This window comes from Streptomyces mirabilis, from assembly GCF_018310535.1.
Classification (GTDB): domain Bacteria; phylum Actinomycetota; class Actinomycetes; order Streptomycetales; family Streptomycetaceae; genus Streptomyces.
Genome location: NZ_CP074102.1, coordinates 3103363 through 3117470, shown reverse-complemented (window position 1 = coordinate 3117470; position 14108 = coordinate 3103363). Strand labels below are relative to the sequence as shown.

General features: G+C 70.4%; 16 protein-coding genes and 1 pseudogene. 10 read left to right on the top strand and 7 right to left on the bottom strand.

The features are described 5' to 3' along the window. Positions 1-61: 61 nt before the first annotated feature. The 5 genes from SMIR_RS13625 to SMIR_RS13605 all read right to left on the bottom strand — a co-directional run bounded on the left by SMIR_RS13625 (position 62) and on the right by SMIR_RS13605 (position 4273). Entirely contained in the window at positions 62-841 is a 780-nt protein-coding gene (locus tag SMIR_RS13625; RefSeq protein ID WP_075028383.1) for a succinate dehydrogenase iron-sulfur subunit, read from the bottom strand. Next, entirely contained in the window at positions 841-2595 is a 1755-nt protein-coding gene (gene sdhA, locus SMIR_RS13620) for a succinate dehydrogenase flavoprotein subunit (RefSeq protein ID WP_168494860.1), read from the bottom strand. The genes SMIR_RS13625 and sdhA overlap by 1 nt, the downstream gene beginning before the upstream one ends. Positions 2596-2619: 24 nt before the next feature. Next, positions 2620-3111: a succinate dehydrogenase hydrophobic membrane anchor subunit gene (locus SMIR_RS13615; protein WP_054233701.1), complete on the bottom strand. Its 492-nt coding sequence runs from the start codon at positions 3109-3111 to the stop codon at positions 2620-2622. Between the two features lie 5 nt (positions 3112-3116). Next, positions 3117-3497 carry a succinate dehydrogenase, cytochrome b556 subunit gene (sdhC, locus tag SMIR_RS13610; RefSeq protein WP_079064942.1) on the bottom strand — a complete coding sequence of 127 codons (381 nt, stop codon included), beginning with the start codon at positions 3495-3497 and terminating at the stop codon, positions 3117-3119. 146 nt (positions 3498-3643) lie between these two features. Next, positions 3644-4273: a 2-oxo-4-hydroxy-4-carboxy-5-ureidoimidazoline decarboxylase gene (locus SMIR_RS13605; RefSeq protein ID WP_248003085.1), complete on the bottom strand. Its 630-nt coding sequence runs from the start codon at positions 4271-4273 to the stop codon at positions 3644-3646. 240 nt (positions 4274-4513) lie between these two features. On the opposite strand from SMIR_RS13605, the gene SMIR_RS13600 reads away from it, so the two are divergent. The 6 genes from SMIR_RS13600 to SMIR_RS13575 all read left to right on the top strand — a co-directional run bounded on the left by SMIR_RS13600 (position 4514) and on the right by SMIR_RS13575 (position 10368). Then, positions 4514-6160, top strand: a complete 1647-nt coding sequence (locus tag SMIR_RS13600; protein WP_422664429.1) for a beta-N-acetylhexosaminidase — start codon at positions 4514-4516, stop codon at positions 6158-6160. A 126-nt stretch (positions 6161-6286) separates the two neighbouring features. Further along, a complete protein-coding gene (locus SMIR_RS13595) occupies positions 6287-7012 on the top strand; it encodes a DUF4328 domain-containing protein (RefSeq protein ID WP_168494862.1) in 726 nt (241 codons plus the stop codon). Positions 7013-7136: 124 nt separating this feature from the next. Beyond that, complete coding sequence (locus SMIR_RS13590) at positions 7137-7640, top strand: hypothetical protein (RefSeq protein WP_168494863.1); 504 nt, start codon at positions 7137-7139, stop codon at positions 7638-7640. A 75-nt stretch (positions 7641-7715) separates the two neighbouring features. Further along, positions 7716-8267 carry a hypothetical protein gene (locus SMIR_RS13585; protein WP_212727045.1) on the top strand — a complete coding sequence of 184 codons (552 nt, stop codon included), beginning with the start codon at positions 7716-7718 and terminating at the stop codon, positions 8265-8267. A gap of 120 nt (positions 8268-8387) precedes the next feature. Then, positions 8388-8783 (top strand): hypothetical protein, encoded by a 396-nt coding sequence (locus tag SMIR_RS13580; protein ID WP_168494866.1) that lies wholly within the window; start codon positions 8388-8390, stop codon positions 8781-8783. A 112-nt stretch (positions 8784-8895) separates the two neighbouring features. After that, entirely contained in the window at positions 8896-10368 is a 1473-nt protein-coding gene (locus SMIR_RS13575) for a DHA2 family efflux MFS transporter permease subunit (protein WP_168494868.1), read from the top strand. A 32-nt stretch (positions 10369-10400) separates the two neighbouring features. Here SMIR_RS13575 and SMIR_RS13570 read toward each other — a convergent pair whose 3' ends face one another. After that, entirely contained in the window at positions 10401-10991 is a 591-nt protein-coding gene (locus SMIR_RS13570) for a hypothetical protein (protein WP_349636903.1), read from the bottom strand. 41 nt (positions 10992-11032) lie between these two features. Between SMIR_RS13570 and SMIR_RS44590 the strand changes: the two genes are divergently transcribed. Further along, positions 11033-11167: a hypothetical protein gene (locus SMIR_RS44590; protein ID WP_349636902.1), complete on the top strand. Its 135-nt coding sequence runs from the start codon at positions 11033-11035 to the stop codon at positions 11165-11167. Here SMIR_RS44590 and SMIR_RS44585 read toward each other — a convergent pair. Beyond that, a pseudogene (locus SMIR_RS44585) lies at positions 11122-11352 on the bottom strand (N-acetylmuramoyl-L-alanine amidase); the annotation flags it as partial. The gene SMIR_RS44590 and the pseudogene SMIR_RS44585 sit on opposite strands and share 46 nt — an antisense overlap. Positions 11353-11720: 368 nt before the next feature. Here SMIR_RS44585 and SMIR_RS13565 point away from each other — a divergent pair. From SMIR_RS13565 to SMIR_RS13555, 3 genes are all read left to right on the top strand, one after another. Further along, positions 11721-12128: a hypothetical protein gene (locus SMIR_RS13565; protein ID WP_168501253.1), complete on the top strand. Its 408-nt coding sequence runs from the start codon at positions 11721-11723 to the stop codon at positions 12126-12128. 146 nt (positions 12129-12274) lie between these two features. After that, the gene (locus SMIR_RS13560; protein WP_168494870.1) at positions 12275-12892 is read left to right on the top strand and encodes an RNA polymerase sigma factor; all 618 of its coding nucleotides are present in this window, start codon (positions 12275-12277) and stop codon (positions 12890-12892) included. 60 nt (positions 12893-12952) lie between these two features. Next, entirely contained in the window at positions 12953-13750 is a 798-nt protein-coding gene (locus SMIR_RS13555) for a hypothetical protein (RefSeq protein ID WP_168494872.1), read from the top strand. Positions 13751-14108: the final 358 nt, after the last annotated feature.

Genomic DNA, 14108 nt, shown 5'->3' with positions numbered 1-14108 from the left:
CCCGCCTCCGTACGTAGCTTGTACGGAGGCGGGGTTCTTGGTGCGAAAGCTGACAGAAGCGTCAGAAGCGACGCGTGATCAGCGCGCGCTTCACTTCCTGGATCGCCTTGGTGACCTCGATACCGCGCGGGCAGGCGTCCGTGCAGTTGAACGTGGTGCGGCAACGCCACACGCCGTCCTTGTCGTTGAGGATCTCCAGGCGCTGCTCGCCCGCTTCGTCACGGCTGTCGAAGATGAAGCGGTGCGCGTTGACGATGGCGGCCGGACCGAAGTACTGGCCGTCGTTCCAGAAGACCGGGCAGGACGACGTGCACGCCGCGCACAGGATGCACTTGGTGGTGTCGTCGAAGCGCTCGCGGTCCTCGGCGGACTGCAGACGCTCGCGCGTCGGCTCGTTGGTGTCCTTCGTGATCAGGAAGGGCATCACATCGCGGTACGCCTGGAAGAACGGCTCCATGTCGACCACGAGGTCCTTGAGGACCGTCAGGCCCTTGATGGGCTCGACCGTGATCGGCTTGTCGGGGTTGATGTCCTTGATCAGCGTCTTGCAGGCGAGGCGGTTTTTGCCGTTGATCCGCATGGCGTCCGAGCCGCAGATGCCGTGCGCGCAGGACCGACGGAAGGTGAGGGTTCCGTCCTGGTCCCACTTGATCTTGTGGAGGGCGTCGAGGACGCGCTCCTTCGGGTCGATCTCCAGCTGGAAGTCTTCCCAGACCGCCTCGGCCGCGACCTCGGGGTTGAAGCGGCGGATGCGGAAGGTGGCGGTGATGTACGGCGAGTCGGCGAAGCCCGCCTCGGGCTGGCCGGCGCTGTCCGCCTTGTCGAGGGTCGGGGTAGCCATCAGTACTTACGCTCCATCGGCTGGTAGCGGGTCTGGACGACCGGCTTGTAGTCGAGACGGATGGACTCGGTGCCGTCGTCGCCGACCTCGCGGTACGCCATGGTGTGGCGCATGAAGTTGACGTCGTCGCGGTTCGGGTAGTCCTCGCGGTAGTGACCGCCGCGGGACTCCTTGCGGGCGAGCGCGGAGACGGCCATGACCTCGGCCAGGTCGAGCAGGTTGCCCAGCTCGATGGCCTCAAGGAGGTCCGTGTTGAACCGCTTGCCCTTGTCCTGGATCGAGACGTTCCGGTAGCGCTCGCGCAGCTCGGCGATCTTCTCGACCGCCGTCTTGATCGTCTGCTCGGTGCGGAACACCATCACGTTGGCGTCCATGCACTCCTGCAGCTCCAGGCGCAGCGCGGCGACCCGCTCCGTGCCCGTGGAGTTGCGCAGGTGCTCGACCTGCGAGACGACCTGCGAGGCCGGGGCCTCGGGCAGCTCGACGTAGTCGGCCTTCGCGGAGTACTCGGCGGCGGCGATGCCCGCACGGCGCCCGAACACGTTGATGTCCAGGAGCGAGTTGGTGCCGAGGCGGTTGGCGCCGTGCACGGACACACAGGCGACCTCACCGGCGGCGTACAGGCCCGGCACGACGGTCGTGTTGTCGCTGAGCACCTCACCCTGGACGTTCGTCGGGATGCCGCCCATGGCGTAGTGCGCGGTGGGCTGGATCGGGATCGGGTCCGTGTAGGGCTCGATGCCGAGGTAGGTGCGCGCGAACTCCGTGATGTCCGGGAGCTTGGCGTCCAGCTGCTCCGGCGGGAGGTGCGTGAGGTCGAGGTAGACGTGGTCGCCCTCGGGACCGCAGCCGCGGCCCTCACGGATCTCCGTGTAGATGGAGCGCGAGACGACGTCACGGGACGCGAGGTCCTTCATGACCGGCGCGTACTTCTCCATGAAGCGCTCGCCGTCCTTGTTGCGGAGGATGCCGCCCTCACCGCGGGCGCCCTCCGTCAGCAGGATGCCCATGCGCCAGATGCCGGTCGGGTGGAACTGGAAGAACTCCATGTCCTCCAGCGGCAGCCCGCGACGGTAGACGGCCGCCTGGCCGTCACCCGTCAGGGTGTGCGCGTTGGAGGTCACCTTGAAGAACTTGCCGGTGCCGCCGGACGCGTAGATCACGGCCTTCGCCTGGAAGACGTGGATCTCGCCGGTCGCCAGCTCGTAGGCGATCACACCGGCCGAGTGCTTGACGCCGTCGACCTCGGTGATCAGCTGGTCGAGGACGTAGAACTCGTTGAAGAACTCCACGCCCTCCTTGACGCAGTTCTGGTACAGCGTCTGGAGGATCATGTGGCCGGTGCGGTCCGCGGCGTAGCAGGACCGGCGGACCGGGGCCTCGCCGTGGTTGCGGGAGTGACCGCCGAAGCGGCGCTGGTCGATCCTGCCCTCGGGCGTCCGGTTGAAGGGAAGGCCCATCTTCTCCAGGTCGAGGACCGAGTCGATGGCCTCCTTCGCCAGGATCTCGGCGGCGTCCTGGTCGACCAGGTAGTCACCGCCCTTGACCGTGTCGAAGGTGTGCCACTCCCAGTTGTCCTCCTCCACGTTGGCGAGCGCGGCGGCCATACCGCCCTGCGCGGCGCCCGTGTGGGAGCGGGTGGGGTAGAGCTTCGTCAGCACGGCGGTGCGGCTGCGCTTCGTCGCCTCGATGGCGGCGCGCATGCCGGCGCCGCCGGCGCCCACGATGACGGTGTCGTACTTGTGGATCTGCATGAGTCGGTTACCTCAGCCCCGTGCCTAGCGGATGTTCGGGTCGAAGGTGAAGATCACCAGCGTGCCCAGCAGGATGGTGAACACCGTGGCGGTGTAGAGCAGGCCCTTGAGCCACAGCCGGGTGTTCGCGCGCTCCGCGTAGTCGTTGATGACCGTGCGCAGGCCATTGGCGCCGTGCAGCATCGCGAGCCACAGCATCGCGAGGTCCCAGGCCTGCCACCACGGGGAGGCCCAGCGGCCTGCGACGAACGCGAAGCCGATCTTGGAGACACCGCCGTCGAGGACGAGCTGGATGAGCAGGTGGCCGATGACCAGGACGACCAGCACGATGCCGGACAGGCGCATGAACAGCCAGCCGTACATCTCGAAGTTGCCACGGGTGGACTTCGGGGTCTTCTTGGTGCGCTTGCGCGGGGCCTCGATGAACGGCGCCGGGTTGTCGACGCTGTACGCGGAGAACTCACCCGCGCCCTCGACGGGGCCGATACCGGAAGCGGCGGTCTCAGTGGTGGACATCGGCGTCAGCTCCCGAAGACTTCGCGGAATGCGTGACCGAGGACCGGGTACAGGGCCCCGATCATCAGCACGACCCAGATACCGACGACGGACCAGAGCATCTGCTTCTGATAGCGCGGGCCCTTCGACCAGAAGTCGACGGCGATGATGCGCAGGCCGTTGAGCGCGTGGAAGAGGATGGCGGCGACGAGGCCGTACTCCAGCAGCGCGACGATCGGATTCTTGTACGTGGACACGACCCTGTCGTAGTCCTCGGGGGAGACACGGACGAGAGCGGTGTCCAGCACGTGTACGAACAGGAAGAAGAAGATGAGGACGCCGGTGACTCGATGAGCCACCCAGGACCACATTCCTTCCCGGCCGCGGTACAGCGTTCCAGCCGGCACGGAAGAACCCTCCGGGAGCGGGGATTGGGGCCTGCCGGCTTCTGTGTCGGTCGGCCCGGCCGGGTACGGTCCACCGGCCCTGGCCATCGTAGCGACGACTTGTCGGAACGTTTACAGCGGCCCTATCTATGTGATCAAACTGGCAATCAATCAGGCACGTTCGGGCTATTCCGGACGGGCCAGGGCCCCGCGTCCCCGAGGAGGCGCGTCAGACGGCCCCTGGCCAGACGGCGCAGCTCCTCCGCCGCGACGAGCCGCTCCTCTTCGGGATCGTTTGTCAATCGTGACCGGATTCCGACGAGTACCTGATCCAGTGATTCCTCCGGGGAGAAGTCGTCCAGACAGATGACGAACACGTGCCCGAATCGGCTTTCGTAGGCCGCGTGGGCCGCGCTCAGGGCCGTGTGGGCGGCGGAGTACGCGCCGTCCGGGAGCAGTGTGAGGGACTCGCTCGCGAGGGCCTCGGTGAGGTCGGCCGGGGCGAGGTCGTAGGCCGCCTCGTCGGCCGCGGCGAGGAAGGCGTCCAGGTCCGGGTAGGGCCGGTGATCGGCCAGCCGGTGGGCCCAGCGCAGGCTGCGGCAGCAGGTCAGGAGCGCGCGCACGACGGAGTCGGCGGGCGCGGAGTTGAACGGCTCCAGGCGCGCCGGGGACGACGGCGCGCTCTTCTGCTCGGGTAGGGCGACCTGGCCGGGGAGGCGTGGAAGACGGTGCGAAGGCAGCGTGGGTCCTCGGCGGTGGGATGACGACGGGATGCCGTGACGTCCTGTGAACGTCACGTGTGGTGCGGCAGGGGAAGAAGTGAGAGTTGTGCCACCACGGTATCGACGATTGACGTGAGGTGCCCGACGGATGCCCGAATTTCACCCGGACGGGAGAGTTTCGGAACCTGCGGTGGACGGGTGCCGTGGAGAGGGGGACCGTGGAAGATCCGGGGGTGTACGACGTGAGGTGTACGAGGCGCTCGATGCGTACGACAGGGTGTGGGCCTCGGTTACCGAAGCGAAGGGCGTGGTGCGGTGAGCACGGGCAGGCGACGACGGGCGCCGGTGCAGGACGGGAAGCGGCCGGTACTCATAGCGGTCGGCGTGGCGGCGGTGACCGGTGCCGTGGTGGCGACCGTCTCGCTGTGGCCGTCCGGCGACGCCGGCGCGCCGACCGGGGCGAGCGTCGCTCCGGACCGGACGGCGGCCGGGTCAGCCAACCGGACCGGGGCCGCGCCGTCTCCCACGCCGACCCGGACCTACCCCTTCTCTCAGACCCCGCGCACCATCCCCGCCGTACGCGAGCACACCCCGGCGCGCGGCCCCGGCTGGCGTCCCGCCTCGGGCGCCCGTGTGGTCGTCGACGACGCCGGCCTCGCCGACGAGGGGAAGCTGCTCGCGGGCGAGCTGAAACTGTCGTACGCCGGACAGACGGCGGCCAAGGACGGAGACGTCGAGCTCGGCCTGAACACCAGCGGCGCCGACCCGGAGTCGTACACCCTGACCGTCAAGAACCGCCGCGTCACCATCTCCGCGCCCGGCGAGGCGGGCGTCTTCTACGGCACCCGCACCCTCAAGCAGGAGGTGCACGGCGGCGGTACGGCGTCCGAGGGCGTCGTGCGCGACCAGCCCGCCAAGCCGCGCCGCGGGTTCATGCTCGACATCGCGCGCAAGCCCTACTCCGCGGCCTGGATAGAGGACCGGATCCGGGAACTGGGCGATCTGAAGTACAACGAGCTGGGGCTGCACTTCTCCGACGACCAGGGCTTCCGCATCCAGTCGGACACCCACCCGGAGATCGTGTCGAAGGACCACCTCAGCAAGACGGACGTCCGCAACATCGTCGCCCTCGCGGAGAGCCGCCACATCCATGTCGTCCCCGAGATCGACTCGCCGGGCCACCTCGGCGCCGTGATCGCCGCACACCCCGACCTCCAGCTGCGCAGCGTCTCGGGAGCCACCCCGCGTGGCACCGTCGACATCTCCAAGCCCGCCGCGGCGAGCATCGTCGACGACCTGCTGAACGAGTACGCCGATCTCTTCCCCGGCCCGTACTGGCACCTCGGCGGCGACGAGTACCAGGCACTGACCGTGGCCAGCCCGTCGACCTCCTTCCCGCAGCTGGCCGCCGCCGCCAAGCAGGCCTACGGCCCCGGCGCCACCGTCGCGGACCTCACCACCGGCTGGCTCAACGACCGCGCCCAGGTGATGCGCGGACACGGCCGGACCCTGCGGGCCTGGAACGACGGGTTCTTCAGCGGCGGTACGGTCCAGGCGGACAAGAACCTGGAGGTCGCGTACTGGACCGGCAAGGAGCTCGGCGCGCGCCCGCCCGTCGAGTACCTGAGCGCGGGCCGCAAGCTCATCAACTACAACGACGAGTACCTCTACTACGTCCTCGGTGAGCCGCAGACCTTCGTCTACCCGACCGGGCAGCGCATCTACGAGCAGTGGACCCCGCTCGTCGTCCGCGGCACCACGCCGGTCCCCGCGAAGTACGACGGCCAGATCCTCGGCGGGAGCTTCGCCGTCTGGTCGGACCGCGCGAACTCGCAGACCCAGGACCAGGTGGCGGCGGGGATCAGGATGCCGCTGCGCGCCACGATCCAGAAGCTGTGGGATCCCGGTCGGCCCGCGCTGTCCTGGACGGATTTCAAGAGCCTGGCGAACCGGCTGGGCTGAGGCGTATCTTCCCTTTGATTCGTGTGCCGGGCGTGCCTTGGGGAGGGGCGCGCCCGGCTTCTTGTGCCGACGTGGTCTCACATGCCGGTGATTCGGGGGGTTTTCATGTCCAGTACGCCCATGCCCATGCCCGTGCCCGGGGGCACCATGGTGCCCCCGCACGGGGTTGCCCGGCTGCGCTCGCCGGTGGGCCTCGGGCGAGCGGTCGCGGTGCTGCTCGGCGTGGTCGTCGCCGTGGATCTCTTCGCGATCTGGGCGGGCGTCAAGGTGTACGACGTCACGGGCACCGTCCTGGACGGCGGGGTCGGCGAAGCCGTCCAGCGGGACGTGGACCACGCGGACTCGGTCATGGCCGCGGCCGGGGTCGTGCAGCTGGTCTCCCTGGCCGCCACGGTCGTCTTCTACCTCGTCTGGTTCTACCGGGTGCGGATCAACGCCGAGGTGTTCGACCCGTTCGGGCACGAAATGGGGCGGGTCTGGGTGGGCTGGGGCTGGTTCGTGCCAGTGGTGAACTTCTGGTTCCCGCGCCGGATCATGCTGAACACCTGGGACGCGAGCCGTCCCGCCGGCTCCCGCACCTCGCACGGGCTCGTCAACGCCTGGTGGGTGATGTGGACCATCACGCTGTTCGTCGGCCGGAGCGGGTTCGAGAGTTACCGCAAGGCCGAGACCGCCGTGGAGCTCTACGTCGCCGCGGGCGACGTGTTGTTCGCGGACGTCACCGGCGTCGTGGCCGCCGTACTCGCCATCCTCGTCGTCCTGCGGCTGACCCGGATGCAGAACGAGAAGGCCCTGCGTGGCCCGGTCCCGTCCGGAGAGCCGGTCCCGGCGCCCGTCAGGGACCACCGCTGACGGGCGGCGTTGGGCCGTTGGGGGCGGGCGGCGCGCCGGTTCGGCTGATTCCCTGGCCAACTCCCTGACCTCTGTGGTGTATTCGGCGCGGCCGAACCGAAACACCACCGGGGGGGAAACCGGCATGGGCTACTGGGGCTACTACGTCGTGGGCAGAAGCGAGAGGCCGCTCGCGGAGCTGGACGCGCTGGGCGCGGCGCACGGGATGGTGCTGCGGACCACGGCGCCCGACGGCTGGCAGGTCTGGGAGTACCCGAGCGGTGACGGCGACGTCGGGAGCATGAACACGCTCGCCCGGGAGACCGGCGCGCCCGCGCTCTTCGGGTACGTCATGAACAGCGACTGCGTGGTCGTCGAGGCGGCCGGTCCCGGGAGCGGCGCGTGGACGACCTGTCTGGCGCGCACGGCGATGGCCGCGCGTCTCGGGCAGAGCGAGGAGGGGCTCACCGTCGACGACTACTTCCTGGAGCCTCCCGACGCCGCCGCACGGGCCGTCGCCTGGGCCGCGGAGGCCGGGCACACGGTGGTCGCCGAACCCCTGCTCGCCGTGCTGACCGCGGACGCCGACCCCTTGGCCGAAAACCTGCTCTTCCGGTTCCTCGACCGGCTCGGAGTGGTGCCCCTGTGACACTCCCGCTCCGGAGCACGCAGTAAGGGAAAGTGCGGGCTCCGTAAGCGGGAGCGCCCTGTCGAGGGAGGCGTGATGAGCCTGGTGGACCTGATCGCTCAGGCCGACGAGCGTGGTCTGGCAGCGAGCGGGCTGGCTTGTTTGGATCGGTGCGTGCCCCTGCTGGGCGACGATGACGAGGTCCTGCGGCCGCTCTGGACGAGTCTCGCGGACGGCGACGCCTGGGGCGAACGGCTCGCCAAGGCACGGGCGGAACTGGACTCCGCCGACGCCGACGCCGAGTCCGCCCCCGCCCCCGGGGCCGAGGCCGCCGTGAGTGACGAGGACCGCGCCGCCGCACTCGCCCGCCGTATGCTCGCCGCCGCCCCCGACGACCCCTGCGCGTCCGCCCTGCGCGCCTGGGCCGACGCCTGTTCGGCGGCGGCCCTGCAGATCCACCGGCTCCTCGATGTCGCCGCCGACGGCGACGGCCCCCTCGTAGCGGCCGAACTGCGCCGCCAGGTGGCCGTCCTGGAACTGCTCGCGGGCCGCGGCGCGGGCGGACTGCGCCCCGCCCTGGCGGTGTCGACGGAGGGACGGCGCGTCCTGCGCGCGGTGGTGTCACGCCGGGCGCGCGGACGGTCGTAAACCTGTTTACCTGAGGGGTTCCTGTGACCGTCCTGGGGCCGGAGATGGGGGTCCTGGGCCGGTGTCGCGAAGGCGCCAGGAACACGTGACGAATCCCGCCCGGAAGGCGCTCTTCCGAGTGTGAACGCAACGAGTGCGAACCCGATCCGGGTGACCAGGCCCACCGCCGCGACCAAGCCCGTGCGCTGGGCCGCGGACACCGTCGCGACGATGCGCGAGGGCGCCCGGCTGCGCCTCGACTACTCGGCGCAGAGTCTGTGGCGCGTCGACCGGCTGATCGAGGAGATACGCCGGGAGGGGGCGCCGTACGCCGCCGTCCACACCGTGCTGCGCGGTTTCGGCGCGTACGCCGGTGAGGTCGTCGTCCGGTGCACCGGTGCCGAGTGGTGGGAGACGGGCGGCGAGCACTGGCTGCGCACCCCCGACGGGCGCCTGTGGGACCCCGTCGACGAGGCCCGCCGCTGCTACGCGGGCGACGGCTCGCTGCGGCTGCTGTGCCGCGAGGCCGGGGGATAGGGGGGAGCGTGCCGAACGGCGGCGAGATTTCCGGTTCTTAAGGTACGCGACCGTTCCCAAACGGCGGTCTCCGGAGTGAACATGAGGGCAACCGCCGGACCCGGGAGGCCTCGTGGCCGACAACCGCCGTTGGTGGGCGCTCGTCGTCATCGCGCTCGCCCAGTTGATGGTCGTCCTCGACATGACCATCGTGAACATCGCCCTGCCCTCCGCCCAGACCGACCTCCACATGTCGGACGGCAACCGGCAGTGGGTCATCACCGCGTACACCCTCGCCTTCGGCGGACTGCTGCTGCTCGGCGGCCGGATCGCCGACCTCGCCGGTCGCCGGCTCACCTTCATGATCGGTCTGTTGGGCTTCGCCGCGGCGTCCGCGCTGGGCGGCGCGGCCGCGAACTCCGGGATGCTGTTCGGGGCGCGCGCCCTCCAGGGCGTGTTCGCGGCGCTGCTCGCCCCCGCCGCCCTGTCGCTGCTCACGACGACGTTCACCGACCCCGGGGAACGCGGCAAGGCCTTCGGCGTGTTCGGCGCGATCGTCGGCGCGGGCGCGGCGTTCGGGCTGCTCGCGGGCGGCTTCCTCACCCAGTACCTGGACTGGCGCTGGTGCCTGTACGTCAACGTCCCCATCGCCCTGGTCGCGTTCGCCGGTGCCCTGGCGGTGCTCAGTAGCGGCGGCCGCTACGAGGACGCCCGCCTCGACGTGCCGGGTGCGGTGCTCGGCTCCGCCGGAATGCTCTCGCTGGTCTACGGCTTCTCGGAGGCGGAGTCGAGGAGCTGGGGCGACGGACTGGTCCTCGGACTGCTGGCCGCCGGGGTCGTGCTGCTCGCCGTGTTCGGGCTCTGGCAGACCCGCGCCCGGGTGCCGCTGCTGCCGATGTCGGTGGTCAGGGACCGGCAGCGGGTCGGGGCATTCCTCACCATCCTCTTCGTCACCATCGGGATGTTCGGGGTCTTCCTCTTCCTCACCTACTACATGCAGCGCGTGCTCGGGTACTCGCCGATGAAGACCGGACTCGCCTATCTCCCCATCACCGTCGGCATGATCACCGGCTCCACGCAGGTCGCGGCCCGCCTCCTGAACCGGGTCCCGCCGCGTGCCCTCATCGTCCCCGGGCTGCTGCTGGCCGCGGGCGCGCTGGCGATCATCGCGCAGGTCGGGGTGGCACCCGCGTACGCCTCGCACATCCTGCCCGGCATGCTGATGCTCGGCCTCGGCATGGGCACGGCGATGATGACCTCCATCTCGCTGGCCACGGTCAGCGTCGCGCCCCGGGACGCGGGCGCGGCCTCCGCCACCTTCAACACCGCCCAGCAGGTCGGCGGTTCGATCGGTACGGCGCTGCTCAACACGATCGCCGCGAGCGTGACGACCCGGTACGCGACCGCGCACGCGACCCCCGGTGTCGACCGTCGCGCCCTCGCCTCCCGGGCCGCCGTGCACGGCTTCAACGTGGCCACCTGGTGGGCGATGGGAGCGCTGTTGCTGGCCGCCCTGATCGCCGGGATCGTGGTGGACGCGGACCGGATGCCGGCCCCAGAGGGGCGACCGGCACCCGTGCCGGAGCCGGTGGACAGCAAGGGCTGACCACCGGCTCCGCGGAGGGGTGCCGTACGGGACTACGGCGTCAGCGTCTGGCCCAGGTGCGCCCCCGTCGGTGTACCGAGCTGTGTCCTGCCGTAGACCTTGGCCTGGCTCAGGCCGAGCCCTGTGCTGCCGCTGGGGACGTGGAGCAGGACGCCGTCGCCCGCGTCCTCGCCCTCCGTGCCGACCGTCAGGTCGGTGCGTCCGTATCCGGTGAGGTCGGTGAGCGATACGGCCGAGCCCAGCTGGTCGCCGGTCTCGGTGGAGCCGGGGACGCCGGAGGAGTCTTGCGAGACGGCCACCGCGCCCGAGCCGGTGAGGCCCGTCGAGGCGCCCTTGAGGAGGATCGCCGTACCCGCGTTGGAGCGGTTGACGCCGTCCCGTGTGATGGCCTCGTTCGGCGCGCCCGCGAGGACGTCCGCGTAACCGTCGAGGTTGTGGTCGCCGACCGACGCCGAGGCACCGAGCGCGTCGCCGGACTCGTTGGCGCCCGGAACGCCCGTGGTGTCCTGCTGGATCGTCGTCATGCCGGTCGTGGTGAAGCCGGTGGCGGTGCCGGGGACCAAGGTGACCTGGCCGCCGGAGACCGCGCCGGACTCGGAGGTGCTCGGTCGGATAGCCGTCACGGTGACCGGAGATCCGGTTCAGGGTCACCAACTGGCCCTGTGTGTACTTGCCGTTGTCCGCGCCCGCCGCCATCACCACGGTGCCGGACGGGTTGATCCCGTACAGCCCGAGCTTCCACGCGGCGAGCTTCGCGACGGAGTTGCGCACGGCCTGCGGCGCGATCGCGGTGTTGTAGTCGCCGAGGACCGCGACCCCGCTGGTGTCGGTGTTGAAGCCGAAGGTGTGCGCGCCGTAGACCGGCTTGTCGACGCCGCCCGCGCGGCCTTCGAAGACCGTGCCGCACTTGTCGACCAGGAAGTTGGTGGACGAAGATGCCGCGGTTGATCGACGCCGACTCGGCGCGTTGTGTCTCCGTGTCACGCGCGACGATGGACCGGATCATGGCCTGGATCGAGCCGGGCGCGCATCCGCGCATCGCCATCGGCTGATCGACGGATGGCCGCGTCACAGTCCGGCCGGCCCGGCCGAGACGGTTCCTGAGCGCTCTCGCGAGGCGTGAAGCGCGTTGAGACGCTCGAATGACGCGAATGGTTGTACGAAACCGAGAACCTCACCCCATGAAGTTCGTCACGCGCGTCACACGTGATGTTCGGCGCCCTCGTCCCGCTGGGTCTGGTGGACCGGGACGTGACCGCGCCCCGGATGTGTGCCCCGGAGGTACGGGGTCATGTGGACATGGGGGCGAGGTGCGGGGAGTCGTGGAGGAGCGGACGCCGGCCGAGGTGTGGATGCGGCGGCACGCGGCACAGTTCGTGCGGCAGATAACGGCGCGGAACCGGCTGCCGATGGACTACTCCGTGAACAGTCTGCGGGTCGTCGACTTCATCGTCGACGGGGTGCGGAAGGGGAAGTCCGAGCGCGCCGACGTACAGCACGTGCTGTTCGGGCTCGGCGCCTACACCGGTGAGGTGCTCGTGCGGCGCGCCGGGGCACAGTGGGTCGAATTCGATGCCGACCAGCGGGAGTTGTTCGGTCAGCCCGTCGGCGTACGGATGCCGGACGGGCGCGTGTGGAACCCGCTCGGCAAGGTCGTGAAACGTTTCGAGGCAGGCGAGCGGGAGTCCGTACGGATGCTGTACCTGCAACTGCACGGGCGGGCCCCCAGGCCCCTCGCCTGCGAGCCGTGGTCCGCCTGAGTGGGCAGAAGTGTCCGAGACGGCAGGGCGCCTGACACGCTGTGACATTTCTGTGGAGGCCGACGCTGATGAGCATGGAGATGTCGACGCGGCCGTCCGTGTCGGGCAGAGCTGATTCGGCGAACTCGGTGCGAACGAGGACAGTGTTGGGCCAGGGAGGGGAATCCCGCCGCGTGCAGGCGTACGACGGGGAACTGGGCGAGGCCGTCGTGCGGGCGCAGGAGGGGGACGAGGCGGCCTTCGCGGTCGCGTACCGGATTGTGCAGCCCGGACTGCTCGGGTACCTGCGTGGGATCGTCGGTGACGACGCGGAGGACGTGGCGTCCGACGCGTGGCTGGAGATCGCACGGGACCTGGGGCGGTTTCGCGGAGACGGCGCCGGGTTCCGCGGCTGGACCGCGACCATCGCCCGGCACCGGGCACTGGACCATCTGCGGCGGCTCAAGGTGCGGCCCCGGGGGACGACCCTTGAACAGGACGTACTGGAGCTGCCCGGCACGCGCAGCACACACGACGAGGCGCTGGAGACCCTCTCCACGGAGTACGCCCTGGAGCTGGTCTCGCGGCTGCCACGAGACCAGGCCGAGGCCGTGCTGCTGCGGGTCGTGGTCGGCCTCGACGGGCCTGCGGCGGCGCGGGTGCTGGGCAAGCGCCCTGGAGCGGTGCGCGCCGCCGCCCACCGTGGACTGAAGAGGCTCGCTCGGCAGCTCGGTGCCAAGAGCGTGGCGGATGAGCGACCCCGGACGCTGGGGGAGCCGGGGTGAACGGCAAGAATTCGCCGAACGGCAGGACGCCGTCGGGCAGGGATGGAAAGGGGACCGGACGTGGGTGAGCGGCAGAGCGACGGCGGAACCCCCGACCGTCGGGTCGCGCACCAGGCGAGTTCCCCGAGCGAAGAGCCCGCCGTGAAGGTTCCGCGGACTCCGACTCCCCAGGCGCCCGCTTCGGAAGGACATGCCCTGGAAGTGCTGCTCGCCGCCGCCGTGCGCGGCCGTGCGGACGACGCCGAGGCGGAGGCGCAGGCCGTCGCCGCATTCCGTGCCGCGCGGGACGGCGGCGCGCACGCCGCGCGTACCCGGAGGCGGGACGACTGGCGACCGCGTGAGCAGCGGCGGGTGGGCCGTTCGTTGAAGGCCACGTTGGCCGTGTTGCTGGCGAGCGTGACGCTGGGCGGTGTCGCCGTCGCGGCCATCGGTTCGTCGTCGGACGACGACAGCGAGGATCACGGCAGGGCCGGGATCCGGCCGTCGAGCAGCGCCCCGGGCCGGTCCGCCTCCGAGGCCGCGCAGCCGGGTGCGCCCGAGGCTCCCGATCCGTCCGCCCCCGGCACCTCCGGCCAGGCCGACCCCTCCGGCCACCCGACGCAGGCTCAGGACACGCAGGCCCACTGCCGTGCGTACGAATCGGTCAAGGGTCGGGGCAGCGCCCTGCACTCGACGGCCTGGCAGCGGCTCGTCGAGGCCGCGGGCGGCGCGGACAAGGTCGCGGCGTACTGCGCGGAGCAGTTGAGCGACGACACCAGGTCCGCGAACACGAACACGAAGAAGCCGGACAGCATGTCGAGCCCGGCCGCGACAGCCGCGGCGACGCCGAAGCCGACGAAGTCCAAGGGCAAGCGGTAAACACAGCCGGGAAGCCGGGAGGCGGTGGGCCCGAGTGTCGGCCGGTGTGCCCGACGCACGCGCTTCCGTCCTCGCCGATGGCAACGGCCGGGGCCGCCACCCCCCACAGGAGAGGCCCCGACCGTCGCGCGGCACGGGCCGCGCGGCGGCCCGTACTCTCTACAGCGCCACGGCTGCGTTTTCTGTCACACCTCGCTGTGTCACCAGTTAGTTGCATGCTGTACGAACATGGACGGGGAGCGGTTTCAGGCCGTAACGTGCCATTCGCGCCGGGGTGCGGAGGACGGACAACCGCACCCGTGAGGGGCCTAGGACCGCTACCAATTGAGGAACCACAACGGCGAGCAACCCGGTCCGC

Bases quoted from the DNA above. Each gene is read 5' to 3' on its own strand.
- SMIR_RS13615 (WP_054233701.1), bottom strand. From the start codon at position 3,111: ATGTCCACCACTGAGACCGCCGCTTCCGGTATCGGCCCCGTCGAGGGC.
- sdhA (WP_168494860.1), bottom strand. From the start codon at position 2,595: ATGCAGATCCACAAGTACGACACCGTCATCGTGGGCGCCGGCGGCGCC.
- SMIR_RS13595 (WP_168494862.1), top strand. From the start codon at position 6,287: ATGCCCGTGCCCGGGGGCACCATGGTGCCCCCGCACGGGGTTGCCCGG.
- SMIR_RS13585 (WP_212727045.1), top strand. From the start codon at position 7,716: ATGAGCCTGGTGGACCTGATCGCTCAGGCCGACGAGCGTGGTCTGGCA.
- SMIR_RS13625 (WP_075028383.1), bottom strand. From the start codon at position 841: ATGGCTACCCCGACCCTCGACAAGGCGGACAGCGCCGGCCAGCCCGAG.
- SMIR_RS13590 (WP_168494863.1), top strand. From the start codon at position 7,137: ATGGGCTACTGGGGCTACTACGTCGTGGGCAGAAGCGAGAGGCCGCTC.
- SMIR_RS13565 (WP_168501253.1), top strand. From the start codon at position 11,721: ATGCGGCGGCACGCGGCACAGTTCGTGCGGCAGATAACGGCGCGGAAC.